The following is a 25946-nucleotide window of genomic DNA, read 5'->3' on the forward strand; positions in this document are numbered from 1 at the left end:
TACTTAAAGGGGATAATATCAAACTATCTGCAGTTTTTTTGAAAGATAATGATTGTTTATATAGCTTAAGTAAAAAATTATTTATGAATTTTCATAATAAGATGTCCGAATTTTTCTGCAAATGGTAGTACAAGGAAGGATGATAATACATTAAAGATAAGACTTGCATGAGCGAGCTGCACATTTTTATCTGCTGTCATAGATGCTACAATCAGCTTTAACTCGTCAATTAACGGATAAAAAAGAATTACCCCGCCAATATTTAGCCAAATATGTGCATAGGCGCATAATTTAGATTCTTTTTCGCCGCCGATTGAGGCTAAATAAGAAGTAATGCATGTCCCGATATTAGAACCTAACATAACAGCAATAGCAGTTTCGACAGGAAGCATTCCTGCCGATAAAAAACCCATAATAATCCCAATTGTTGCGGTGCTAGATTGGATAAGTGCAGTAAGGAGAATGCCGGCTAGTAATGCAAAAAAAGTATGGTCTGCCATATATAATAAAAAATGTTTGATTTCAGGATTTTCCTGCAGAATGCTGGCAAAATATTTAAATCCTCGCATTGCAGTAAAGACAATGGCAATTCCAAATAAAATAAATCCAAGGCTGCGCCATTTTTTATTAGGAACGAGAATAAAAAAAACACCTATTATCGCAAGGGGTAAAAGGATATGATCTATATTAAAAGTAATAAATTCTGTTGTAAAAGTTGTGCCGATATTTGTGCCTAAAATAATTCCGATTGATTGAGGAAACGTTAATGCTCGTGCAGCGATAAGCCCAATCGTAAGCACCATTACTGCTGAACTGCTTTGAAGCAATGCTGTAATAATAATAGAGATGATAAACCCTTTCCATGGCTTGTCTGTTAATTTCTCCAGCCAAATCTTTAAATTGTAGGAAGATAAATTAAAAAGGCCTGTCCTGAGTATAGTCATGCCAAAAATAAACAGAATAATAAAGACAAGAAATAATCCTATATAAATCATTTGTACTCACTCCTTCATAAAAACTATATGCAGATTATGCATAGGACATGTTTAAAAATAAGGGAAGAATTTGTAGGGAATAAAAGAGAAATTGCATAAATATCTATTTAAAGGTTTAGCTTTTTTTAGATGTGGAAAAATATAAAAAGAAATAAATGGTTATTTTACACATTTCTTTGCCATTTTTTCAATTTTTTTTAAAAGTAATACAAGTACTGTGCTAAATACAGTTGACCTTGTATCGTTGTTTATATTATAATGTCAAGGTACATGGGAAACATGTTGATGTTAGTGTGTTGTGCTCGGAGGGAGGGAAAGAGAATGTCTAAAACCGTCGTTCGTAAAAACGAATCGCTTGAAGATGCTCTTCGTCGCTTCAAACGTTCAGTATCAAAAACTGGTACTTTGCAGGAAGCTAGAAAGCGCGAATTCTACGAAAAACCTAGTGTTAAACGTAAGAAAAAATCAGAAGCAGCAAGAAAACGTAAGTTCTAAGAGAGGGTGTATTAATTGAGTCTTCTCGAGCGTTTAAATACCGATATGAAGCAAGCGATGAAAAACAAAGAAAAAGATAAACTGACTGTAATTAGAATGTTAAAAGCTGCCTTGCAAAATGAAAGCATTAAACTTGGCAGTGAACTTTCTGAAGAAGCAGAGTTATCAGTCCTTTCTCGCGAAGTAAAACAACGCAAGGACTCCCTCCATGAGTTTGAAAAAGCAAGTCGAAATGATCTTGTTGACAAAGTACGTGCGGAGTTAAAGCATGTTGAAATATATATGCCTAAACAGCTTTCTGAAGAAGAGTTAGCAGCAATAGTAAGTGAAGTAATTGCTGAAACTGGTGCATCTTCTAAGAAAGATATGGGAAAAGTGATGGCTGCTTTAATGCCAAAGGTTAAAGGTAAAGCAGATGGTTCACTAGTAAATAAACTTGTACAACAACACCTTTCATAAATTAATACTGTTTTAAAGGCTACAGTTTATACTGTAGCCTTTTTACATGAAATCAACATAATGAAATAGGGAAATATAAAGAATGCAAAAAAATGAAACCTTTTCATTTTTCTACCGTAAATATACATATAAATAACTAAAAAGAAAGGAGGGAAATATTGATCCGGAAAACATTTTGGTTTGTTTGTTTATTTTTAGGTTTTCTTTTTTCTATCATTCCTGGATTAACTGCTGCAAAAGAGCAGATTGTATATGTTGTTCCAATAAAAGATACGGTTGAAAAGGGATTAAATGAATTTTTAAATCGAGCTATTTCAACGGCAGAAAAAGACCGTGCAGCAGCCATTATATTTGAAATGGATACACCTGGTGGAGCAGTAGATGCAGCAGCAAAGATTGGAAAAAGAATTTCAGAAACACCAGTTAAAACAGTCAGTTATATTAATCAGGATGCTATTTCGGCAGGTTCCTTTATTGCATTAAATACAGATGAAATATATATGCAGGAAGGCAGCAGAATGGGAGCCGCAGGAGTGATTGATGGAACAGGAAACGCTGCAGATGAAAAAGCTCAATCTTATTGGATTTCCGCTATGAGAGGAGCGGCTGAAAAACACGGAAGAGATCCTATTTACGCGATGGCTATGGCGGATAAATCAATTTCTTTGCCGAAATATGGGGCTCCGGCGGGGAAATTTCTTACGTTAACCTCTACTCAAAGCCTCGAAGTTGGATACTCAGAAGGAACTGTGCATAATTTTCAGGAAGTGCTAGAAAAACTAAATTTAGAAAATGCCGAAATAAAAGAAGTAAAAGAAGGTTTTGCGGATAAAGTAGCTCGTTTTGTAACAAACCCCTATGTTGTTCCGTTGCTTTTGTCCATTGGCAGTATAGGCTTAATTGTTGAATTATATTCACCTGGATTAGGGCTTGCAGGGTTTGCTGGAATTAGCTCTTTGCTATTATTTTTTTATGGACATTTAGTATCTGGATTGACTGGATATGAATCTATTATTTTATTTGTCATTGGGTTAGGTTTAATTATACTGGAATTTTTTATAGCAGGAGGAATTGCCGGTATTTTAGGCGGTATTGCCATCATCGCTAGTTTGTTCCTCGCAAGCAGTAATATTGTTCATATGGGGATAAGCATATTGATTGCAATAATTACATCCATTCTTGCAGCTATTATTATGGTAAAGGTGTTGGGCAGAAAAATGAAGTTCTTTAAAAAAATGATACTAACCGATTCAACAAGTACAGAAAGTGGTTATGTTTCGAATAAAACGAGAATTGATTTAGTTGGAAAAGTTGGAATCACAGTAACAGCTCTGCGCCCTGCTGGAACTGTTGAACTTGAGGATGAGCGGATAGATGTGGTGAGTGAAGGGAGTTTTATTGAAAAAGATAAAAAAGTAAAAATAATAAAAGCAGAAGGATCAAAAATTGTTGTGCGCAGCATAAAAGAAGAGGAGCAATAAGAGGGAGGAAAAGTATGTTAGGAATAGATATTTTTACAATTGTTATTATTGTTTTAGCTGTTATATTAATAGGGGTTTTTCTAACTTTTGTACCAATTATGCTATGGATTTCTGCTCTAGCGGCAGGTGTAAAGATCAGCATCTTTACATTAGTTGGGATGCGATTAAGAAGGGTAATACCAAGTCGTGTTGTAAATCCGTTAATTAAAGCACATAAAGCGGGGCTGAGTGTAACGATTAATCAGTTAGAAAGCCATTATTTAGCAGGAGGAAATGTAGACAGAGTGGTAAATGCATTGATTGCGGCACATCGAGCGAATATTGAGTTATCGTTTGAAAGATCCGCTGCTATTGATTTAGCTGGTCGTGATGTATTAGAAGCAGTTCAAATGAGTGTAAATCCGAAAGTAATTGAAACACCATTTATTGCAGGGGTAGCAATGGATGGGATTGAAGTAAAAGCAAAAGCTAGAATTACGGTTCGGGCAAATATTGAAAGACTTGTCGGGGGAGCTGGAGAAGAAACAGTTGTGGCCCGTGTTGGGGAAGGGATTGTTTCTACTATTGGTTCATCTTCTAATCATAAAAAAGTGTTAGAAAATCCTGATATGATTTCACAAACAGTATTATCAAAAGGGTTAGATGCAGGCACTGCGTTTGAGATTCTGTCGATTGATATTGCGGATGTAGATATCGGCAAAAATATTGGAGCGGAATTGCAAACAGAACAGGCAGAAGCAGATAAAAAGATAGCTCAAGCAAAAGCAGAAGAGCGTAGAGCAATGGCTGTAGCGCAAGAGCAGGAAATGAAAGCAAAAGTCGAGGAAATGCGTGCGAAAGTAGTAGAAGCAGAGGCAGAAGTGCCAATGGCGATGTCGGATGCACTGCGTTCAGGGAATATTGGCGTAATGGATTATATAAATTTACAAAATATAACGGCAGATACCGAAATGCGCGGTTCTATTGGCAAGTTAACAAATGAAAATAAAGATAATAAGAATAATTAAAATAAAAAGCTTTTAATAAGAGATAGGTCCTTTCATTTTTAGATAGGCGCAGGAATGAACAGGATGGATAAAATGCTTTTTTGTTCCTGTTTTTTTCTTTAATTTTGCAGGAAAGCTAAGGAAAGCAAAAAATCAATAAAGCTTATAGCAAAAGAGTTAAGTTGCTGGGGCTGTGAGAAAAAAGAAAGGAGGCATCTCCTTGGAGTATATTTCGATTATTGCTATTGTTGTCGGAGTATTGTTTTCTTTGTTTGAAAAAAGCGGAAAAGAAAAAAAGAAAATACCGATGTCAACACCTATACCAACTAAAAAACATACGCCCCCTTCTCTTTCTGAGGAAAAAAGGATAGATCATTCAAAAGAAATTTCTATTCCTTTATCAGAACTAGAAACAATAAAGTTACAGGGGAGAACAGAATTAGATAACTTAAAAAAAGAAAAAAAGATGCTCGAGAAAAAGCTTCGAATTCTAGAGCATCAGACAAAAGTTATGGTAAAAGATTCATCTCCTTCCCAGGAACAAGCAAATGGGTTTTTTACGAAAAATAATGTGGTAGATGCCATTATTTTTTCAGAAGTGCTATCGCCGCCCCCCAGAAGGCGTTTAGCGAAGGGCTACAGAAGGAATTCTGTTCGGTGAACAATTTAATGGAAATTGCAAGAAAAGATAAACTTTCCTAGAAAATAGGTGCTAGAATCCTCTTTTTTCTCATAAATATGAGATGAAAGGGGGTTCTTTTTTATGGCTAAAAAATGGGGAAATACGCTGCGGAACTGGATGTTGAAAAACTTAGAGCTTCCTCAAGATGTCATGATGGACTTACCTAGAATTACCATGATTGGTCAAATTCATATTTATATTGAGAACCACCGAGGACTTATTACGTTTTCCGATAAGGAGCTGAGGCTGCTTCTTAAGCAAGGGCAGCTTTTAATAAAAGGAAAAGGTTTTGTCATTAAAACCATTATGTCAGAAGAAATACTGTTGGAAGGGAAAATAGATCATGTCATGTACATAAATGATTAATTCAGGAGGAAGCTATGAAAAATCATTGGATTGAATTTTTTTCAGGTATCGTAACAGTGAAAGCTACTGGGAAAGGGTTGGAAAGATTTTTAAATCAACTGCTCAGAAATAATATTTTAATATGGAATGTGAAAAAACATGGACCAAAGTCAATCACTTTTCAAATGAGTTTAAGAAAGGTGAAAAGGTTTCGTCATCTTGTAAGAGGAAGTGGGTGCAAAATAGAGTTCCAGCGCCGGGCTGGAGCTCCCTTTCTTTATAAAAGAATGCTAAAAAACAGCGGTTTTTTAGCTGGTATATTCCTTTTTATTGGACTAGTTTTTGTTTTATCAAATATGGTGTGGGGAATCGAAATTAAAGGAGCTAATCCAGCTACAGAATATAAGATCCGCAAACAGTTGGATAAAATGGATATCAAAATAGGGAAACTGCAGTTTTTTACAAAAGAATTGGATGTTATCCAAGAAGAGCTGACAAACAGCATTAATGCGATAACCTGGGTTGGGGTGGAATTAAAAGGGACAACTTATCACTTTCAAGTGGTGGAAAAAAATGAACCAAAACAAGTGCAAAAAACAAGTGCACAAAACTTAGTTGCAACGAAAACCGCAACGGTTGTAGATTATTTTGTGGAAGAGGGAGAAAAAGTTTTTACTGTCAATCAGGTGGTCAAAAAGGGACAACTATTAGTATCAGGTACAATAGGGAAAGAAGAAAATACAAAAATAGTGTCTGCAAAAGGAAAAGTTTGGGGAGAAACTTGGTTTACTTCAAAAGTCACAGTGCCAATAAATACAACATTTCAAGTGTTTAATGGCAATGAAAAGCAAAAACACTATCTTTCAGTTGGAAAAGTAAATGTGCCAATTTGGGGATTTGGAAAAATGGAATATAAAAATTATGTGGTAGAAGAAAATAAACAATATGTAAAGTTTTTAAAATGGGAACTGCCAATTACTATTGTAAATAAAACGTATCGAGAAAAAGAAGAAGTAACAAGAACTTATAGTAAAAAGGAAGCCATAAAAAAAGGAAAGGAAATGGCTCGAAAAGATGTGCTTAATAAAATTGGGGAAGATGGAAAAATAAAGGAAGAGAAAGTTTTGCACCAATCCATAAAGAATGGTAAAGTAATACTAAATATAGATTTTACAACAATTGAAAACATTGCGAAAGTACAACCTATAACTCAAGGAGACTTGGAATGACAGAAGATTTAAAAACAATGAATGTAAAATTAAATGATCCTAACGAAGCGATTGCCCTATTAGGGAATGGAGACACAAACCTTCAATTATTGGAAAAAGAATTTGATTGCAACATCGTAACAAGAGGAGAAACTTTGTATGTTTCCTCTATGAATCCAACTAGCATCGATCTTGTTGGAGATGTGGTAGAAAAGCTTTTGCAAGTGATCCGAAAAGGCATATCAATTAGTCAGAGGGATGTTATTTATGCCGTTTCATTGGCGAAAAAAGGTACTTTAGAATATTTTGGCGCTCTTTATGATGAAGAAATAGCCAAAACAATTAAAGGCAAGTCGATTCGCGTTAAAACGATTGGGCAAAGCGGATATATTCAAGCAATGAAAAAAAATGATCTAGTTTTTGGCATAGGCCCTGCTGGTACGGGAAAAACCTATTTGGCAGTAGTAATGGCAGTAAATGCATTAAAAAGCGGGAAAGTGAGCCGTATTGTTTTAACGCGCCCCGCGGTTGAAGCTGGAGAGAGTTTAGGGTTTTTGCCAGGCGATTTAAAGGAAAAGGTAGATCCTTATTTAAGACCCCTTTATGATGCTTTGCATGATGTCTTAGGTATGGAACATACTGCTCGTTTAATTGAACGAAATACAATTGAAGTAGCGCCGCTCGCTTATATGAGGGGAAGAACACTAGAAGATGCCTATATTATTCTAGATGAAGCGCAAAATACAACACAAGCACAAATGAAAATGTTTTTAACAAGGCTTGGATTTGGTTCTAAAATGGTGATTACAGGTGATAAGACACAAATTGATTTGCCAAAAGGTGTAAAATCAGGTTTAATTGCGTCTGAAAGAATTCTTCGAAATGTATCAGGCATTCAATTTGTCAATCTTGAAGAAAGTGATGTTGTGAGACATCCCCTTGTAGGAAAAATCGTTAGGGCTTATAAAGAAGTGGAAAATGAATAGATGACAAAAGTCGAATCTCTTTTGCGCAGCTTAAATGCGGCTATAGGATATTGCAAATTTCCTAAAAAGAGCTTCGGCTTTTTATGCATTTCATAAAATATGTTCTATTCATTAGAGTAGAAGCCATAAAAGATCTTATTATAAAATAAGTTAAAGTCGCAATAAGAGGGGTTTTTCTAGATCTCCCACTGATATATTCTAAGGCAGAATAAAGTATAGGCCACACACAGATATTGTATAAGTCTGTGTTTTTTATCACGCATTAACGGGTTTTTAAGAGGGGGACGACTCATTTCTGTGGATAAATAAGTGATTGCAAAGAAAAGAAAGAAAAAAGATGAAAACAAGCAAAAAAACTGTTATGATTTTACATATTACGTCAAATCTAGCGTTTTTGCGTCACCCTATTCTTATAGATAGGAGGTTACCATGAATTTTTTTCGCCAATTTATTGAAAAAATGAAAAGTTTAATGCATGCAAGTTTAATGAAAATAATCTTATTTTTATTAATCGGTATTGTTTTATTTTTTACTATGTTTTCGAATGTTAAACCAGAAAAATTGGTGGTCAATTTATTTACAGTAGCAGATCAAACTATCCGCTCTCCGATAACAATTGAAGATAAAGAAAGTACGGAAAAGAAAAAAGAAGAAAGTAAAAATCAAGTACAGGATGTATATGTAGTTAATAAAGAAATTGCACAAAATAGGGTGGATTTAGTTTCTTCAATTTTTGATTCTGTTTCAGAAGTGAACCGTGAAGTGGAGAAAGACCTTGCAGAACAAAGGAAAAAACAAGGGGAAAATGAACAAACTGTTTCTGAACCCTCTATTTCAGAAAAACTGACATTGCTAAAGGGAAAATTAACAGATAATGTTACAAAAGAAGTAATGGATACTAGTTTAAAAGCATTGCTTATGTATAAGGATAATGACTTGGAAATAGCAAAGGACATTACAGTAACATCCATAAATTCTGTGATGGGCAATAAAATACCAGCAGATGAAGTGGAAAACGCCAAGAAAAAATTAGAAGAAGATTTAAAAAGCAATTATAGCTTGGATTCTGATTTAAAAAGTGCATCGATTGATTTGGGAAGATTTGCTATTATTCAAAATGAGTTTTATGATCCTTCTGCAACAGAAGAATTAAGGCAGCAGGCGGTTGATAATGTAGACCCTGTTAAAATATTGCAAGGGCAAATTATTGTCGAAGAAGGGCAATTAATAAGCAGGGAAGTCTATCGCCAATTAGAGTTAGTAGGATTATTGGCAAATGAAAATTCCATTCAGTCCTATCTTGGGTTAGGCATGATGATTCTTGCTGTTCTTGCCATGTTTTATTATTACTTTTTAGCGATAGATGAAAAAAAAGATACAAAACAAAATTATATGATTATGTTTAGTTTGATTTTTGTCATTAGTCTTCTTCTTATGAAAACAGTAAGCATTTTTCAACAATTCGATTATGCGGAAATTGGATATATATTTCCCTCTGCTATGGCTGTAATGCTGATTAAAATACTAATGGAAGAAAAGCTGGCCATTATTACTGCCTTAATTTTAGGGGTTTTTGGGATGATTATGTTTAATGAAGGAGTTTCTGGCACCTTTAATGTAGCAATGGGTGTTTATATATTTGCTGGAGGGCTCGCTGCCGTTCTTTTTTTGAAAAAACATAACCAGCGTTCTAATATTCTGCAGGCAGGTCTATTTGTATCCATTGTTAATATTATCGCTATCTTTTCCATGATTCTATTGCAAAATGGCCAATATGGTGCAAAGGAATATGGCATCTATGTATTAGTCGCCGTTATCTCTGGAATATCAGCAGCGGTTTTAACGATTGGTTTTTTGCCTTTTTTTGAAGCGGGATTTGGCATTTTATCTACGATGAAGCTAATCGAATTATCAAATCCTAATCATCCATTGTTAAAAAAGATTTTGACAGAAGCACCTGGAACCTATCATCATAGTGTAATGGTCGCAAATCTATCAGAATCTGCTTGTGAAGCAATTGGAGCAAATGGCTTGTTAGCACGAGTTGGTTGTTATTATCATGATATAGGAAAAACAAAACGTCCCCATTTTTTTATTGAAAATCAGTTGAATATGGGAAATCCACATGATCGTCTGCCAGCTTTAGCAAGCAAAAATATCATTATTGCACATGCAACAGATGGGGCAGAATTATTGCGTAAATATAAGATGCCTAAGGAAATTGTGGATATTGCGGAACAGCATCATGGCACAACACTGCTAAAATTCTTTTACTATAAAGCAAAAGAAAAAGGTCTGGATGTGAAAGAAAGTGATTTCCGATACCCTGGTCCAAAAGCACAAACAAAAGAAGCTGCGATAATAGGAATAGCTGACAGTGTAGAAGCCGCTGTGAGAAGTTTAAATTCACCAACCCCTGAACAGATTGAAGGGCTTATAAAAAACATTGTTTCTGATCGTCTGCAAGATGGACAATTGGATGAGTGTGATTTAAGCTTAAAGGAAATAGACAGAATAAGAAATACATTATGTGAAACATTAAAGGGAATCTTTCATTCACGGATTGAATATCCTGATATGAAAAAAGTAAAGGACGAACCAATATGAAAATGGAAATTGATTTTATTGATGAAACAGAAAAAGTAACGGAAAATGATCAGAATATTATTTATGATTTGCTGCAATTTGCTGCACAAAAACAAGAGCTAAAAGGTACTGTTGAATTATCTGTTACATTTGTAGGGAATGACAGAATACAAGAAATAAATAAAGAGTATCGAAAAAAGGACCAGCCTACAGATGTTATTTCATTTGCTATGGAGGAATTAGGCGAAGGAGAAGTAGAATTAGTTGGTGCTGACATGCCCCGTGTGTTAGGAGATATCATTATTTCTATTGACAAAGCAGAGGAGCAAGCAAAAGACTATGGTCATTCTTATATGCGAGAACTCGGTTTTTTATCTGTCCATGGATTTCTCCATTTATTAGGATATGACCATCTTACAAAAGAGGAGGAAGAAATTATGTTCTCAACTCAAAAGCAAATATTGGATGAGTTTGGGCTTGAAAGATAAGGGAATAAGGAATAACCTATTTTCTTCCTTTCGTTTTGCTTTGTCAGGAATAGTTAGAGCAGTAAAAAAAGAAAGAAATTTAAAGTTTCACCTGATAATATCTAGCATCATTATTTTTCTTGGATTTTATTATCAAGTGTCAGCAGTAAATTGGATGATGCTTGCGATAGCAATGGGGCTAGTGATCACTATGGAAATGATGAATACGGCAATTGAACGTGTGGTGGATTTAGTAACAAAGGACTTCCACCCATTAGCCAAAGAAGCCAAAGATATTGCTGCAGGTGCTGTGTTAGTTGCGGCAGTTGTTTCAGTTGTTATTGGGTTGATTATTTTTTTGCCTAAAATAGTTGATTCGCTGTTTTAAATGTTCATAATAGAGCCTTAAAGGGGATTTGAATAAATGATTTCCCATTATTCAAATCCCTTTTTCTTTTTGAAATATTTGGTTAAAGCAAAAGCTGATAAGGAAATAAGCCTCTTTTTCTCTAACCCCTTTATTGAAAATGAAACTTAGTATATAATTTTCATATAATATTTTAAAGCAGTGCTTTTAGAGGATTAAAATAATTTTATTTTTGGTTATGTTAATGTTTATTGTCGATTGGAGCCGGTGTGTGAGACTCTTATGGGAAAGCGGGTCAAAGGGAGACCCTGAATCTCAAGCGGAAAGTGAACGCCTCTCGCTGCAATCAATGGGCAGGTTTAACAGGCCTTTATTTTAAAAAAGAGAAATCTCTGTAAAAGTATAGGAGATATTAGCTGAATAATCATGAACAGGTAGTGCGGCCAAATCATACAGCGAAATGGTTGTCCATTTTTTATATGTTTCATCAGTAATTATGATCTAATACATAGTTTTATTACAAAAATATTAAAATGTAAAAATTCTGAAAAATAAATAAGGAAACATGAAAAATAACCTAATCTTTAGGGTACAATAAGGAGAGAGGCCATTTTGAATAAAAATCAATTAATAGAAGAAGCGAAAAAAGCAAGAGAAAAAGCATATGTTCCCTACTCTAAATTTAAAGTAGGAGCGGCACTGCTTAGTGATAACGGAACCGTATATCATGGCTGCAATATTGAAAACGCATCGTATGGTGTGACAAATTGTGCAGAAAGAACAGCTTTATTTAAAGCTGTTTCAGAAGGCGAAAGGAAATTCACTATGCTAGCAGTAGTAGCAGATACAACTGGACCAGTATCGCCATGTGGGATTTGCAGACAGGCGATTGCTGAATTTTGCCCAAAAGATATGGTTGTTGTCTTAACAAACCTAAACGGAGATATACAAAAAACAACTGTTGAACAATTATTGCCAGGAGCATTTTCACCGGAGGACTTAAATGAACATAAATAATAATAGCGAACATAAATCAGGATTTATTAGTATTATTGGAAGACCGAATGTAGGAAAATCAACATTTTTAAACCGTGTAATTGGCCAAAAAATTGCAATTATGAGTGATAAACCCCAAACGACACGCAATAAAGTGCAAGGGGTTTTAACAACAAATGATTCTCAGCTTATTTTTATTGATACACCAGGCATTCATAAGCCAAAACATCGCCTTGGTGATTTTATGATGAAAGTTGCTCAAAACACATTAAAAGAAGTGGATCTCATTTTATTTATGGTGAACGCTGAAGAAGGATTTGGAAAAGGAGAAGAGTTTATTTTGGAGAAATTCCAAAATGTAAAAACACCAATTTTCCTTGTTGTAAATAAAATCGATACTATTCACCCAGATAAATTATTTTCCATCATTGATTCTTATAAAGAAAAATATCCATTTAAAGAAATAGTGCCAATTTCTGCATTAGAAGGAAATAATGTAGAAAGATTATTAGAACAAATCAAAGTATATATGCCGGAAGGACCCCAGTTTTATCCAGCTGATCAAGTGACAGATCATCCAGAAAGATTTATTGTTTCAGAATTAATCAGGGAAAAAGTATTGCATTTAACAAGGGAAGAAATTCCACATTCTTTAGCAGTTGTTATTGAAAAAATGGAGAAAAAACCTAATGATGTTGTCCATGTTATGGCTACTATTGTGATCGAAAGAGATTCGCAAAAAGGGATTATTATAGGCAAACAAGGCAGCATGCTGAAAGAAGTGGGAAAAAGAGCAAGAACCGATATCGAAAACCTTCTTGGAACAAAGGTATTTTTGGAGCTATGGGTAAAAGTGCAAAAAGATTGGCGCAATAAAATGTCTCAATTAAGAGACTTTGGTTTTCGAGAAGACGAATATTAAACAATTTTTTAGTGTTTATACATGAATTTAATTAACAATTTTTTCGTCACATGATTTTAAAAAGACAGGCTATGATAAGGTTAAGGCGAAATAATGCTAGTTTTAAAAATTGAAAGGTGGGGTTTTATTATGTTAGACTTTACCTGGAAAGTTTTCTCCCAGACAGGTAATATTGATACTTATCTACTCTTTAAAGAATTAGAAAAGGATAATCATGAAATACCAGGAATTCAAGATGAGGAGCTAGCAAGTTTAGATTCCCCCATCTCATAGAACTGTCTCTTAAACAGGGATGGTGAGTTATAGCTGCTAGAAAAATGTGAAGGCATCGTAATTAAAACAATCGATTATGGCGAAACAAATAAAATTGTTACATTATATACCCGAGAATGGGGAAAGGTTGGAGTAATGGCTCGAGGGGCTAAGAAATCAAACTCTAGACTCGCAAGCATTACTCAACCGTTTACATATGGTTTTTATTTAGTGCAAAGAAGCCGCGGTTTAGGACTATTGCAGCAAGGTGAAATAATAACAAGCATGCGTGCGTTAAAAGAAGATATTTTCTTAACGGCATATGCAAGCTATATTGTAGAACTAACAGATAAATGTGTGGAGGAAAAAAAACCGAATCCTTATCATTTTGAACTGCTTCATCAAATTTTGCAGTATATGAATGAGGGGTATGATGGGGAGATACTGACACATATTTATGAAATGAAAATGCTAAATACACTTGGATTATATCCAATACTTGATAAGTGTTCCGTTTGTGGCGCAACAGATGGGAATTTTTCTTTTTCTATTCGAGAGGGCGGGTTAATCTGTCACCGCTGTATAGAAAAAGATCCCTATCACTATAAAATTTCTCAAGCAACGGTAAAACTGCTGCGGATTTTTTATTTATTTGATATTTCTAGACTTGGAACAATATCGGTTAAAGAGCAGACAAAAAAAGAACTTAATCTTATTATCTCGGCTTATTATGAGGAATACTCTGGTTTATATTTAAAATCCAAAAAATTTCTTCACTCACTAAAGGATTTTGGACAGCATTTTAATTAGAGAGTTGACAACCTCTTTTTTTTTCGTTAATATTTTTGATAACAAAATAGTTGCGTTGAAAAGAAAATAGTACTTAATTACCTGTTGTTTAAGCGAGCCTAGGATAGTGAAAGCTAGGTACAAAAGCATTAAGGAAGGCGTTTTTGGAGCAACACCTATGGAAAGTGGCTGTTTTTTGCAGCAAATAGGGTGGAACCGCGGGTTAACTCTCGTCCCTATGCTAATTTTTTGGCATAGGGACGAGAGTTTTTTGTTTTTTAAATAGTCCTTATGCAAATAAAAAAGGTTAACTAATTTTGGAGGTGCAAAACGCAATGAACATTCAAAACATGATATTAACATTGCAAAAACATTGGTCTGATTATGGTTGTATATTAATGCAAGCATATGATGTGGAAAAGGGTGCTGGAACGATGAGCCCTTATACTTTTTTACGGGCAATAGGTCCTGAGCCTTGGAATGTTGCCTATGTAGAACCATCTAGAAGGCCAGCAGATGGAAGATATGGGGATAATCCAAATAGACTTTATCAGCATCATCAGTTTCAAGTAATTATGAAACCATCCCCTGATAATATTCAAGAGCTTTATTTAGATTCATTAAAAGCATTAGGAATTAATCCATTAGAGCATGATATTCGTTTTGTGGAAGATAACTGGGAAAACCCTTCCTTAGGATGTGCAGGGCTTGGCTGGGAAGTTTGGTTAGATGGCATGGAGATTACGCAATTCACCTATTTCCAGCAAGTTGGTGGATTGGAATGTAAACCAGTTTCAGTTGAAATTACATATGGGATTGAAAGACTAGCTTCCTATATACAAGATAAAGAAAATGTATTTGAACTAGAATGGACAGATGGTTTTACGGTAAAGGACATTTTTTATCAGCCAGAATACGAGCACAGTAAATATACTTTTGAAACATCGGATGTCGATATGCTTTTCCATTTATTTAATGTGTATGAAAAAGAAGCACATAGACAAATGGAGGAAGGACTAGTTCATCCAGCCTATGATTATGTATTAAAATGTTCCCACGTATTTAATCTTCTTGATGCTAGAGGAGCTATTTCTGTTACAGAAAGAACGGGATATATTGGAAGATGCCGGAACTTAGCTCGTAAAGTAGCAAAAACATTCTATGACGAACGAGAGAAATTAGGATTCCCGATTTTAAAAAGATAAGGAGGTTTAATTGATGAGCAAAAGAGATTTGTTATTAGAGATTGGTTTAGAGGAAATGCCTGCACGATTTGTAACAAGCAGCATGAATGCATTAAAAGATAAACTAGAAGCATGGCTAAATGAAAAGCAACTAGCCTATAAATCAGTGGAAGCTTTTTCAACCCCTAGAAGATTGGCAGTCCTGGTAAGTGACTTGGATGAAGCGCAAAAAGACGTAGAAGAAGAAGCAAAAGGTCCGGCAAAAAAAATTGCGCTTGCGGAAAATGGAGAATGGTCCAAAGCGGCTGTTGGTTTTACAAGAGGACAGCAAATGACAGTCGAGGATATTTTCTTTAAAGAAATAAACGGTGTAGAATATGCTCATGTGAAAAAATTTATAAAAGGGCAAGCGACTACAGCATTATTGCCAGAATTAAAGGAAATCATCTTAAGTTTAACCTTCCCAAAAAACATGCGTTGGGCAAATAATGATTTACGATATGTACGTCCAATTAAATGGATACTTGCACTGTTTGGGGAAGAAGTGATTCCTTTTACTATCACAAATGTAACGACAAATAATACATCTTTAGGTCATCGATTCCTTGGAACAGAAATAACTATTAAACGCCCAAGTGAATATGTACAAATATTATTGGATCAATATGTTGTAGCAAATCCAGTGGAACGGAAATCCATGATTGTTTCACAAATCAACAAAATAGAAGAAGATAATAATTGGAAAATTCCAATGGATGAAGAGTTGCTTGAGGAAGTAGTAAATTTAGTCGAGTATCCAACTGCATTATTTGGCAAGTTTGAAGAATCTTATTTAGAACTGCCTAATGAAGTTCTGATTACAAGCATGAAAGAGCATCAGCGCTATTTTCCAGTGAAATCTAAACAAGGAGAATTGCTTCCGTTTTTTGTAACAGTAAGAAATGGAGACAGCAATCATATAGAGAAAGTAGCAAAAGGGAATGAAAAAGTATTGCGTGCTCGCTTAGCAGATGCAGCGTTCTTTTACAATGAAGATCAGAAAACAACGATTGATTTACTTTTGGGAAAACTTCAATCTATTGTATATCATGAAGAAATAGGGACATTAGCGGAGAAAGTAGCAAGAGTTCGTTCCTTAGCGAATAAAATAGCGGATAGCTTGCATTTAAGTGAAGAGGAAAAACAAAATGCAGATCGTGCTGCGCAAATTGCCAAGTTTGACCTTGTGACAAATATGGTGTATGAATTCCCTGAACTGCAAGGTTTAATGGGCGAAAAGTATGCCATTCAAAAAGGAGAAAAAGAAGCAGTTGCAAAAGCAATCAATGAACATTATATGCCTCGTTCCGCAGAAGATGGCACAGCACCAAGCAATGTAGGAGCAGTACTTGCACTTGCTGAAAAATTGGATACAATTGTTTCCTTTTTCGGTATCGGGTTAATTCCATCTGGTTCACAAGATCCATATGCTCTAAGAAGACAAGCAACGGGAGTTGTCCAAACTTTATTGGATAAAGAGTGGAATTTATCACTGGAAGATTTAGTTAATAGTACAATTGATAATGGGGAAAATTCCTTTAAGGTAACAAAAGAAGAATTATATCAAAATATTATTTCCTTCTTTACACTTCGTATTAAACATATTCTTCAAGAAAAAGGGATACGTTATGATTTAATTGATGCGGTATTAGGCAGCAAGATCGCAAGTATCGCAAGTTTAGTAAAAAAAGCTCAAGTGTTAGAATCTCATAAAGAAGATGAAGGTTTTAAAGAAGGCGTAGAGGCGTTAAGTCGTATTATTAATATTTCTAGCAAAGCTGCAGTTGTTGGAGAAATAGAGCAGACTTTATTTGAAAATGAAGAAGAATCCGTTCTTTATAACAGTTATTTATCTGTTAAAGAGAATTTAGAAACAATTCAAAACGAAGAGGAAGCCTTCCAATTGTTGTTCGCTTTGAAGCAGACCATTACAAACTATTTTGATCATACGATGGTTATGGCCAAAGATGAAAAAGTAAAGGAAAATCGTTTAAATCAAATGAGCAAACTTGCTGATTTAATTAGACAATTTGCAAATGTTAATGAAATACTTGTGAAATAAAGTTTAAGAGGAGATTCAATTCTAGGCATGCACTTAAAAATCTTGTTTTCGAGAATATATTTAATTACAAGGTTTACTATAAGTAATAAGTGGATAGCGCTGATTGGATAACCTCTTTTTCTTTTTCCTTTGATAAACACTTCACTCCAGTATATAGTTAATTAAAATAGGTAATGAAATTTCATGTCAATAGCTTTGTTATAGTGTGCAGATGATAAGGCGAAAAATTATAGGATAAAGTGCCTTTTATTGTATAATTTGCATACATAGCGTATTCATTCCTTTTAAGGTGGTGAATAAAAATAGAACTGAATAAAAGGCAAGAACAAATAGTGGAAATCGTCAAAGCAAATGGACCGATAACAGGAGAGCAAATTGCAGAGAAGCTACATTTGACAAGGGCAACATTACGTCCAGATCTTGCGATACTAACAATGGCAGGTTTTCTTGACGCAAGGCCTAGAGTTGGTTATTTTTATACGGGAAAAACATCTGAGCAACTTTTAACAGAGAATATTCAAAAATTACTAGTTAGTGATTATTATTCAAGACCTGTAGTGGTGAATGAAAATACTTCTGTCTATGATGCAATTGTTACAATGTTTACAGAGGATGTTGGCACCATTTTTGTTGTAGATAAACTCTCCTTATTAGTGGGGGTAGTTTCTCGCAAAGATTTTCTTCGTGCAAGTATTGGAAAACAGGAATTAACATCCCTCCCAGTGACGATTATTATGACAAGAATGCCAAATGTTGCTTATTGTTATTTGGATGAGTTATTGGTGAATGTCGGCAAAAAATTAATCGAACGAGAAATTGATGCTCTTCCAGTTGTAAAGGATTCAGAAAAGGGGCTTGTTGTAGTGGGAAGAGTAACAAAAACAAATATCACAAAGGCATTAGTTGCTCTGCACAATGAACAAATGCTTTCGTAAAAAGGGGGAACTTTAGGTGGAAGAAAGACAAATAATTTATGTGGTTTCGGATTCTGTAGGGGAAACGGCTGAACTTGTTACAAAAGCTGCGATCAGTCAATTTTCAGGGCATAATGTTAATGTTCTCATTAAGCGTTTTCCTTTTGTTGAAGAAAAGTCAAATATTCATGAAGTGGTTCTTCAAGCAAAACTCGAGCATGGCATGATCGCCTATACCCTTGTCAAGCCAGAAATGCGCAAGTATATGAGTGAGCTTGCTTTAGAAGAGGGCGTATATGCTTGTGATATTATCGGGCCAATTATCGACCAATTTCAGATGCATTGGGGGAAAACTCCTTTATATGAACCTGGACTTGTAAGAAAATTGGATGAGGATTATTTTAAAAAAGTGGAAGCAATTGAATTTGCCGTTAAATATGATGATGGCCGTGATCCAAGAGGTTTAGCAAAGGCAGATATCATTCTTATTGGCGTTTCAAGAACGTCCAAAACACCGTTGTCTCAATTTTTGGCTCATAAGCGAGTAAAAGTTGCAAATGTACCAATTGTACCGGAAGTAGATCCGCCAAAAGAATTATTTCAGCTGCCGGCAAATAAATGTTTTGGTTTGAAAATTAGTCCGCAAAAATTAAATAATATCCGTAAAGAACGTTTGATTTCGTTAGGATTAAGTGATAGTGCCAGCTATGCAAAAATTGAACGGATTCAAGAAGAAATAACATATTTTGATCGGGTTGTTAATCAAATTGGATGCCCGGTTATTGATGTGACAAATAAAGCTGTAGAAGAAACGGCCAATATTATTTTTAACCTTTATCATCGCACGAAGCATCAATCTTAATTATTTTCATTTAATTAGTACATATAGTTTTATAAAAGAAACGTATATTTAATTGGAATGAAATGCTAAAGACTTTGTTTAATAAATAACAAGGTCTTTTACATGTTAAAATAGAAACGTTATTTTTTCTTTTCGTTAAAATTTTCTAAAAAATCATGGTGTTTTCTGGATATATATACTATAATAAAAAATTGTGATAAAAAAGTATTGTAATTTAGGTTTAGAGTTGGCTTATAAGGAATAAACTATTTATTGTGAGAAGTCAAGAAAAAGACATAAAAAAAATTCGACAATACTTCTTTCAGCGAAAAAAAAATTGTAAGAAGGAATATGTGGAGTGATGTAGAATTACTAGTACATTAGGGAAACATATCATGTATGTTGACGCTGATTCCTGTCCAGTGAAGGAAGAAATTGTCGAAATTGCCAAATGCTATTCTGTCGAAGTAGTATTTATTGCTTCCTATGCTCATATGACAAGGGAAGAAACAAACATGAAATGGAAATATGTCGACAGCAGCAAAGAAGCAGTGGATTTATTTATTATGAATTCTGTGAAAAAACAGGATATCGTAATAACACAGGATATCGGACTGGCTTCAACACTCCTATTAAAGGATGTGTATGTTCTTTCTCCAAGGGGAAAGGTAATGGAAGAGAAAGATATAGCTACTGCGTTGGATATGCGTTACTTATCAGCAAAAGCAAGAAGAAGAGGCATTTATGGAAAAGGTCCCAAACCTTTTACAGAAGCAGACCGAAAAAATTTTAAAAAAAATTTAATAAAGATTTTGTCGAATTTTGAAGGAGTTTAATGCGGTTGTGTCGAATATCCTTTACGTATGTAGGATTTTTTTAAGGGAGATGCTTTAAATGGTTGGGCGAATTCCTGAAGAAAAAATAAATGAAATAAAACAAGCAATTGATATAGTGGATGTAATTGGCGAACATGTCCAATTAACAAAACAAGGACGCAATTTTCTTGGATTATGTCCATTTCATGGGGAAAAAACCCCATCCTTTTCTGTTTCACCTGAAAAGCAAATTTTTCATTGTTTTGGATGTAATGCAGGTGGAAATGTATTTTCCTTCCTTATGGATCTTGAAGGATTTTCTTTTCAAGAAGTCGCTGCTAAATTAGCAAGTAGAGCAAATATTGATCTTGGCATAGATATAGCGGATGCTGAAAAGAAAAAAAACATTCCTGATTCACTGCAACAAATGATTGATGCACATGATTTATTATCTAAATTCTATCATCATTTGCTTGTAAACACAAAGGATGGTCAACATGCTTTGGAATATTTATTAAATAGAGGCTTTACACTTCCTATCATTGAGAAGTTTCAAATAGGATACTCCTTGTCATCATGGGATATTGCAGTGAAATTTTTAGCAAAAAGGAAATATGATGGGACTTTAATGGAAAAGGCTGGACTAATCATCAAAAGCGATAAAGAAAATAAATACTTTGACCGTTTTAGGGATCGCATTATTTTTCCGATTATGGATCGTAATGGGAATATCGTCGCTTTTTCAGGTCGTGCACTTGGAGATAGCCATCCGAAATATCTTAATAGTCCTGAAACGCCAATCTTTAATAAAAGCAGTACACTTTACAATTTTTTTTCCGCACGGTCTAGCATTCGCAAATCGCAGCAAGCTGTTCTTTTTGAAGGTTTTGCCGATGTGATTGCAGCTTCTAGATCTGGAATTGAAAATGGAGTAGCAACAATGGGTACTTCGCTGACGGATGAACATATTTCAATTTTAAAAAGAAATTCTCAAACAGTCACTATTTGTTATGATTCTGATTCTGCTGGTATTGAAGCAGCTTTTCGCGCAGGCCAATTATTAACAAAAGCAAATTGCCAAGTGAAAGTGGCTGTATTGCCAGATGGGATGGATCCTGATGATTATGTTAACCAATATGGAGAGGAAAAACTGCAAAATGAAATTCTTCATAATGCACTTCCATATATGAGCTTTAAGTTAATGTATTATCGCAGAGGAAAAAATCTTCAAAATGAAGGAGATAAGCTGGAATATATAGAAAAGGTATTAGGTGAAATTGCTAAACTTGAAAAAATTGTGGAAAAGGATTTATATACAAGGCAACTTTCCAGCGAATTTTCGATTTCTTTAGAAGCATTGCAACAGCAAGAAAGACAACTGGCGGATTCTTTACAAATAAATAATTCAAATAAAAGCATTAGTACACCAGTAAAGCAATATAGTGTAAAAAAACAAGTGAAAAGTTTATTGCCTGCATATCAAACAGCAGAAAGAAGATTGCTTGCACATATGTTAAAAAGTGAAGATATAGCTTTTAAAGTGCAAGAATATTTACAAGGAAAGACCTTTAATATTGATGAACATCAAGCAATTTTTACGTATCTTTTAGCTTTTTATGAGTCTGGTCAAAGTTCAGATATCAGCTCTTTTATCAACTTTATTGCTGATAATGAGCTAAAACGAATGGTAGTTGATATTGAAATGATGGATATCAATGAAGAATTAAGCAACCAAGAATTAATGGACTATATGAAACAACTTTTGAACTATGACAAAATAGTGGAAATTAAAGAAAAAAAACTAAAGCAAAAAGAAGCCGAAAGACAACAGAATTATGTGGAAGCAGCTAAGATTGGCATGGAAGTGCTGTTGTTGGAAAAATCATTAAAATAAATAAAAAATGATGGTCTTGATTTTTTGGAAGGAGGGGGACATATGGCTGAAAAGTCAACCCGTTCAAAAGAAATTGAAACGGAAATGACCCTTGATCAGGTAAAAGAACAATTAACAGAAGTAGGTAAAAAAACTGGTGTACTTGCGTATGATGATATTGCAGAAAAATTATCCAGTTTTGAGTTAGACTCCCATCAAATGGATGAATTTTATGAGTTTTTGGGGGATCAGGGAGTGGAACTGATTGGCGATGGAGAGAATGATGCTCCTAATGTTCAACAACTTGCTAAAGGGGAAGAAGAATTTGATCTAAATGATCTAAGTGTACCTCCTGGCGTTAAAATAAATGATCCAGTTCGTATGTATTTAAAAGAAATCGGTAGAGTGGATTTACTATCTGCTGAAGAAGAAATTAAATTGGCGAAACGTATCCTAGAAGGTGATGAGGAAGCAAAACGCCGCCTTGCCGAAGCCAACTTGCGCCTTGTTGTAAGTATTGCTAAAAGGTATGTTGGACGGGGTATGATGTTCTTAGATTTAATCCAAGAAGGAAATATGGGCTTAATTAAAGCTGTCGAAAAGTTCGACTATGAAAAAGGCTTTAAGTTTAGTACGTATGCTACATGGTGGATTCGTCAGGCAATTACAAGAGCGATTGCTGACCAGGCTAGAACAATTCGCATACCAGTTCATATGGTAGAAACAATCAATAAACTAATACGTGTTCAGCGTCAATTGCTGCAGGATTTAGGGCGTGAACCAACTCCTGAAGAAATCGGCGAAGATATGGACTTAACTCCAGATAAAGTAAGAGAAATATTAAAAATTGCTCAAGAGCCAGTTTCATTAGAAACACCAATTGGGGAAGAAGATGATTCCCATTTAGGTGATTTCATTGAAGATCAAGATGCTACATCACCATCTGAACATGCGGCATATGAATTATTAAAAGAGCAGCTAGAAGATGTTCTTGATACATTAACAGATCGCGAAGAAAATGTATTAAGATTACGTTTTGGTCTTGATGATGGTCGTACACGTACACTAGAAGAAGTAGGTAAAGTGTTTGGTGTAACTCGTGAACGGATCCGTCAAATTGAAGCTAAGGCACTAAGGAAATTAAGACATCCAAGCAGAAGCAAACGTCTAAAAGATTTCTTAGAGTAAGATTTTTTAACACAGCTTTGAAAAGCAGTTGTAAAGAAATAGTTGACTTCTTACGATGGAAGTAGCTATTTCTTTTTTTGTTGAATGAGAGTTAATAGAGCAATGATACACAATGTTTAGTAAAGTTAATTCCTCCCCTATATGTCACCTTTTTTTAAAAGGAAGTGATTTACTAATGAATGAAAATAGAAAAAATATTATTGTCAAAGAGATTATGTACTGGAAAGAAAGTCGTATGCTTCCTGAGCACTATTGTAATTATTTATTAACACTCTATACAGAAGGAAATCAGCCTGCAGAAGAAACAGAATTGATGAGAAAAAGTCGTTTAAGTCTTTTTTTAGGTAGTCTCTGTTTATCATTTATTCCAATAACAGTATTTTTATTTTATTTTACTGAATTGTCTTTCATTTTGCAAATGGGTATTTCACTAATTTTTCTGACTTTTTGTATTGGAAGCATTTATTTTTTGACATATAAAAATTTAGGAGTAGATATTGTAATTTCTGCGACTGCGTTAATTTTTTTGCTTGCAAGTGTACATATAGTGATAAAGCTGTTTCCTGAAAACTTAATGATGCTTAATAGTATGTTAATGTTTCATTGCTTAATATGGTTTATCGCAGGGAGAAAGCTTCAGTTATTATATTTGACTATATCATCCTGTGTTGGTTTTATTTTATTAATTGGACTTTTTTTCTATAAAATATATTAATTTTAATGATGACTTTTGCAACGAAGCGCAACAATATTTATACTAATAGAAGAAATAGCTTTGGAAAGAACAGCTTTAATTATGATTGATTTTTTAGAAATGTGGTGTAAAAATGAATACGGAGAAATTATCAAAACGGCTAGAAACGGTCGCGAAATATATTCTAGAAGGTGCTAGGTTTGCTGATATAGGTTCTGATCACGCTTATTTGCCTTGTTATATGCTGAAAAAAAATAAAGCGAGCTTTGCAATTGCAGGAGAAGTAGTGGAAGGCCCCTATAAATCTGCATGTACTCAAGTAAGACAAGAGGGGTTATCTTCCTTGATCTCTGTTCGCAAAGGAAATGGCCTAGAAGTTGTAGAGTTAGGGGAAGTGGATTGCATAACGATTGCGGGTATGGGAGGGTCGTTAATTGCTAGCATTCTTGAACAGGGGGAAAAAAAGCTTTCAACGGTAAAGCGTTTGATTCTTCAGCCGAATATCCATGCCTATTCAATTCGCGTATGGCTATTAGAAAATGAGTGGAAATTAGTGCAAGAAGAAATAATAGAAGAAGATGGAAAGATTTACGAAGTACTTGTTGCAGAACAAGGGAAAATGGTGTTTGAAGATAAAATAAACGCAGATGCGGTCTTATTATTAGGTCCATTTTTAATGAAAGAAAAAAATAATATCTTTCAAAAAAAATGGACGTCTGAAATCAAAAATTGGCAGAGAATATTAACAAAGCTGAAAGCAGCCCCTGATTCTGAAGAAAATAAACAAAAGAAAGAAGAACTCATTGCAAAAATTAGCCTAGTGGAGGAGGTTTTGCTTGATGAAACAAATTAATGGATATGAAATTATTTCTTTATTTGAGCAGTTTTCTCCTAAAGCTTATGCAATGGAAGGAGATAAAATTGGACTGCAAGTTGGCGACTTGAGTCGTCCAGTAAAAAATGTGATGATTGCACTCGATGTGTTGGATGAAGTAGTAGAGGAAGCCATTGCAAACAAAGTAGATTTAATCATTGCCCATCATCCACCCATTTTTCGCCCTTTAACAAAGATTACAAATGATAATCCAACTGGTCGATTAATGGAGAAATTAATTAAACATGATATATCTGTGTACGCGGCCCATACAAACTTAGATGTGGCAAAGGGTGGGGTTAATGACTTATTAAGTGATGCCCTAGGATTAAAAAATACAGAGGTTCTTATTCCTACATATGAAGATAAGTTAAAAAAACTGATTGTTTATGTACCGAAAGAAGCGGAAGAGAATGTAAAAAAAGCATTAGGTGATGCAGGTGCTGGTGCGATTGGAAACTATACTCATTGTTTGTTTTCAACAAATGGACAAGGGCAATTTAAACCAGGCAGCGATACAAATCCGTATATAGGAACACACCATGTATTAGAAACTGTTCAAGAAGTCAAAATAGAAACTGTTATTCCAGCTTCAGTGGAAAAAAAGATTATCAAAGCGATGGTAAAGGCACATCCATATGAAGAAGTGGCATATGATTTATTTGATCTGCAAACTAGCGGGGAGCAATTAGGATTAGGAAGAATCGGCAATTGTGAGGAAATGACGCTTTCGGATTTTGCTTTGCATGTCAAAAAAGTATTAGAAGTGGATACGGTTAGAGTAGTAGGAGATTTAAAAGCAAAAGTAAAAAAAGTGGCTGTGCTTGGGGGAGATGGCAATAAATATTTTTCTCAAGCCTTATTTAAAGGAGCAGATGTGTATGTTACAGGAGATATGTACTATCATGTCGCACATGATGCCCAAGCTCTTGGCCTAAATATTATTGATCCAGGTCATAATGTAGAAAAAGTAATGAAAAAAGGGGTTTCCAAGAAGTTAACAGCAATGTGTTTAGAAAAAGGCTATAATGTCCATATTTTTCCGTCTGTTGTTCATACAGATCCATTTCAATTTGTTTAAAAGAAGTGAAAGTAGACAAGTAAGGGAAAAAACACCTTTTTTAAATGCTTAGATTTTCAGCTAAGTCTGTAAGCGAAGAATAAATTACTTTATTATAAATGGCTGTTTTCTAAAAGATTATTGTTTTTTAAATAGTTTCTATGAATAAATCTATTGTTAAGACAGGTTGATTGGAGTGAAAGGTGCTAGACTCCTATGGGATTAGCGGAACAGGTGAGACCCCGCACCGCAGTTCACAGCCTGAGGATGCTCACTGCCCGCCCCACGGAAAGCGAGCATCCTGGAATGGAAATCAACCTACTCCTTTAAAAGCAACAAAGTTTACGAAAACAGTCTTATAAATAAAATTAGGCAGCTTTATTTCA

The 25946-nt window shown here is 34.6% G+C and carries 27 protein-coding genes and 1 other annotated feature; of the genes, 26 read left to right on the forward strand and 1 reads right to left on the reverse strand.

The window, feature by feature from the left end; all coding sequences use genetic code 11:
* Positions 1–77: 77 nt before the first annotated feature.
* The gene (locus tag CWS01_RS20575) at positions 78–995 is read right to left on the reverse strand and encodes a Na/Pi symporter (RefSeq protein ID WP_101179140.1); all 918 of its coding nucleotides are present in this window, start codon (positions 993–995) and stop codon (positions 78–80) included.
* A gap of 321 nt (positions 996–1316) precedes the next feature.
* On the opposite strand from CWS01_RS20575, the gene rpsU reads away from it, so the two are divergent.
* The 26 genes from rpsU to CWS01_RS22750 all read left to right on the forward strand — a co-directional run bounded on the left by rpsU (position 1317) and on the right by CWS01_RS22750 (position 25922).
* Positions 1317–1490 (forward strand): 30S ribosomal protein S21, encoded by a 174-nt coding sequence (gene rpsU, locus CWS01_RS20580; RefSeq protein WP_003152957.1) that lies wholly within the window; start codon positions 1317–1319, stop codon positions 1488–1490.
* A 15-nt stretch (positions 1491–1505) separates the two neighbouring features.
* A complete protein-coding gene (locus CWS01_RS20585; protein ID WP_101179142.1) occupies positions 1506–1949 on the forward strand; it encodes a GatB/YqeY domain-containing protein in 444 nt (147 codons plus the stop codon).
* Between the two features lie 155 nt (positions 1950–2104).
* Complete coding sequence (locus tag CWS01_RS20590) at positions 2105–3430, forward strand: NfeD family protein (RefSeq protein WP_407938589.1); 1326 nt, start codon at positions 2105–2107, stop codon at positions 3428–3430.
* Between the two features lie 14 nt (positions 3431–3444).
* A complete protein-coding gene (gene floA, locus CWS01_RS20595; protein WP_101179144.1) occupies positions 3445–4437 on the forward strand; it encodes a flotillin-like protein FloA in 993 nt (330 codons plus the stop codon).
* A 199-nt stretch (positions 4438–4636) separates the two neighbouring features.
* The gene (locus tag CWS01_RS20600) at positions 4637–5077 is read left to right on the forward strand and encodes a hypothetical protein (protein WP_101179146.1); all 441 of its coding nucleotides are present in this window, start codon (positions 4637–4639) and stop codon (positions 5075–5077) included.
* Positions 5078–5179: 102 nt separating this feature from the next.
* Positions 5180–5464 (forward strand): sporulation protein YqfC, encoded by a 285-nt coding sequence (yqfC, locus tag CWS01_RS20605; protein ID WP_101179148.1) that lies wholly within the window; start codon positions 5180–5182, stop codon positions 5462–5464.
* 14 nt (positions 5465–5478) lie between these two features.
* A complete protein-coding gene (gene yqfD / locus CWS01_RS20610) occupies positions 5479–6672 on the forward strand; it encodes a sporulation protein YqfD (RefSeq protein WP_101179150.1) in 1194 nt (397 codons plus the stop codon).
* Positions 6669–7637, forward strand: a complete 969-nt coding sequence (locus CWS01_RS20615) for a PhoH family protein (RefSeq protein WP_101179152.1) — start codon at positions 6669–6671, stop codon at positions 7635–7637. The genes yqfD and CWS01_RS20615 overlap by 4 nt, the downstream gene beginning before the upstream one ends.
* Before the next feature lie 429 nt (positions 7638–8066).
* Entirely contained in the window at positions 8067–10244 is a 2178-nt protein-coding gene (locus tag CWS01_RS20620; protein ID WP_101179154.1) for an HD family phosphohydrolase, read from the forward strand.
* Positions 10241–10711, forward strand: a complete 471-nt coding sequence (ybeY, locus tag CWS01_RS20625) for an rRNA maturation RNase YbeY (protein WP_101179156.1) — start codon at positions 10241–10243, stop codon at positions 10709–10711. The genes CWS01_RS20620 and ybeY overlap by 4 nt, the downstream gene beginning before the upstream one ends.
* Complete coding sequence (locus tag CWS01_RS20630; RefSeq protein ID WP_407938588.1) at positions 10701–11078, forward strand: diacylglycerol kinase family protein; 378 nt, start codon at positions 10701–10703, stop codon at positions 11076–11078. Before ybeY ends, CWS01_RS20630 begins: the two co-directional genes overlap by 11 nt.
* A 591-nt stretch (positions 11079–11669) precedes the next feature.
* Entirely contained in the window at positions 11670–12074 is a 405-nt protein-coding gene (locus tag CWS01_RS20635) for a cytidine deaminase (protein ID WP_101179159.1), read from the forward strand.
* A complete protein-coding gene (gene era, locus CWS01_RS20640; protein ID WP_101179161.1) occupies positions 12061–12975 on the forward strand; it encodes a GTPase Era in 915 nt (304 codons plus the stop codon). Before CWS01_RS20635 ends, era begins: the two co-directional genes overlap by 14 nt.
* Before the next feature lie 129 nt (positions 12976–13104).
* Positions 13105–13248 carry a YqzL family protein gene (locus CWS01_RS20645; RefSeq protein ID WP_101179163.1) on the forward strand — a complete coding sequence of 48 codons (144 nt, stop codon included), beginning with the start codon at positions 13105–13107 and terminating at the stop codon, positions 13246–13248.
* 33 nt (positions 13249–13281) lie between these two features.
* Positions 13282–14037, forward strand: a complete 756-nt coding sequence (gene recO, locus CWS01_RS20650; RefSeq protein ID WP_101179165.1) for a DNA repair protein RecO — start codon at positions 13282–13284, stop codon at positions 14035–14037.
* 46 nt (positions 14038–14083) lie between these two features.
* Positions 14084–14257 (forward strand) — a binding site (T-box leader).
* 94 nt (positions 14258–14351) lie between these two features.
* On the forward strand, positions 14352–15221 hold the full coding sequence (gene glyQ / locus CWS01_RS20655) for a glycine--tRNA ligase subunit alpha (protein WP_101179167.1): 870 nt from the start codon (positions 14352–14354) through the stop codon (positions 15219–15221).
* A 13-nt stretch (positions 15222–15234) separates the two neighbouring features.
* Positions 15235–17301, forward strand: coding sequence for a glycine--tRNA ligase subunit beta (gene glyS / locus CWS01_RS20660; RefSeq protein WP_101179170.1), 2067 nt, complete (start codon positions 15235–15237; stop codon positions 17299–17301).
* A gap of 302 nt (positions 17302–17603) precedes the next feature.
* Positions 17604–18236: a helix-turn-helix transcriptional regulator gene (locus CWS01_RS20665; protein ID WP_101179172.1), complete on the forward strand. Its 633-nt coding sequence runs from the start codon at positions 17604–17606 to the stop codon at positions 18234–18236.
* A gap of 16 nt (positions 18237–18252) precedes the next feature.
* Positions 18253–19077: a pyruvate, water dikinase regulatory protein gene (locus CWS01_RS20670; protein ID WP_101179173.1), complete on the forward strand. Its 825-nt coding sequence runs from the start codon at positions 18253–18255 to the stop codon at positions 19075–19077.
* A gap of 374 nt (positions 19078–19451) precedes the next feature.
* Positions 19452–19892, forward strand: a complete 441-nt coding sequence (locus CWS01_RS20675; RefSeq protein WP_101179174.1) for a YaiI/YqxD family protein — start codon at positions 19452–19454, stop codon at positions 19890–19892.
* Positions 19893–19950: 58 nt separating this feature from the next.
* On the forward strand, positions 19951–21765 hold the full coding sequence (gene dnaG / locus CWS01_RS20680) for a DNA primase (RefSeq protein ID WP_101179175.1): 1815 nt from the start codon (positions 19951–19953) through the stop codon (positions 21763–21765).
* A 42-nt stretch (positions 21766–21807) separates the two neighbouring features.
* On the forward strand, positions 21808–22932 hold the full coding sequence (gene rpoD, locus CWS01_RS20685; protein WP_101179176.1) for an RNA polymerase sigma factor RpoD: 1125 nt from the start codon (positions 21808–21810) through the stop codon (positions 22930–22932).
* A gap of 175 nt (positions 22933–23107) precedes the next feature.
* A complete protein-coding gene (locus CWS01_RS20690; protein WP_101179177.1) occupies positions 23108–23647 on the forward strand; it encodes a hypothetical protein in 540 nt (179 codons plus the stop codon).
* Between the two features lie 112 nt (positions 23648–23759).
* Positions 23760–24479 carry a tRNA (adenine(22)-N(1))-methyltransferase gene (locus CWS01_RS20695; protein WP_101179178.1) on the forward strand — a complete coding sequence of 240 codons (720 nt, stop codon included), beginning with the start codon at positions 23760–23762 and terminating at the stop codon, positions 24477–24479.
* Entirely contained in the window at positions 24466–25581 is a 1116-nt protein-coding gene (locus CWS01_RS20700) for a Nif3-like dinuclear metal center hexameric protein (RefSeq protein ID WP_101179179.1), read from the forward strand. Before CWS01_RS20695 ends, CWS01_RS20700 begins: the two co-directional genes overlap by 14 nt.
* 182 nt (positions 25582–25763) lie before the next feature.
* Positions 25764–25922 carry a hypothetical protein gene (locus CWS01_RS22750; protein WP_168714432.1) on the forward strand — a complete coding sequence of 53 codons (159 nt, stop codon included), beginning with the start codon at positions 25764–25766 and terminating at the stop codon, positions 25920–25922.
* Positions 25923–25946 lie beyond the last annotated feature (24 nt).

The organism is Niallia nealsonii (assembly GCF_002835805.1).
GTDB lineage: Bacteria > Bacillota > Bacilli > Bacillales > Cytobacillaceae > Niallia > Niallia nealsonii.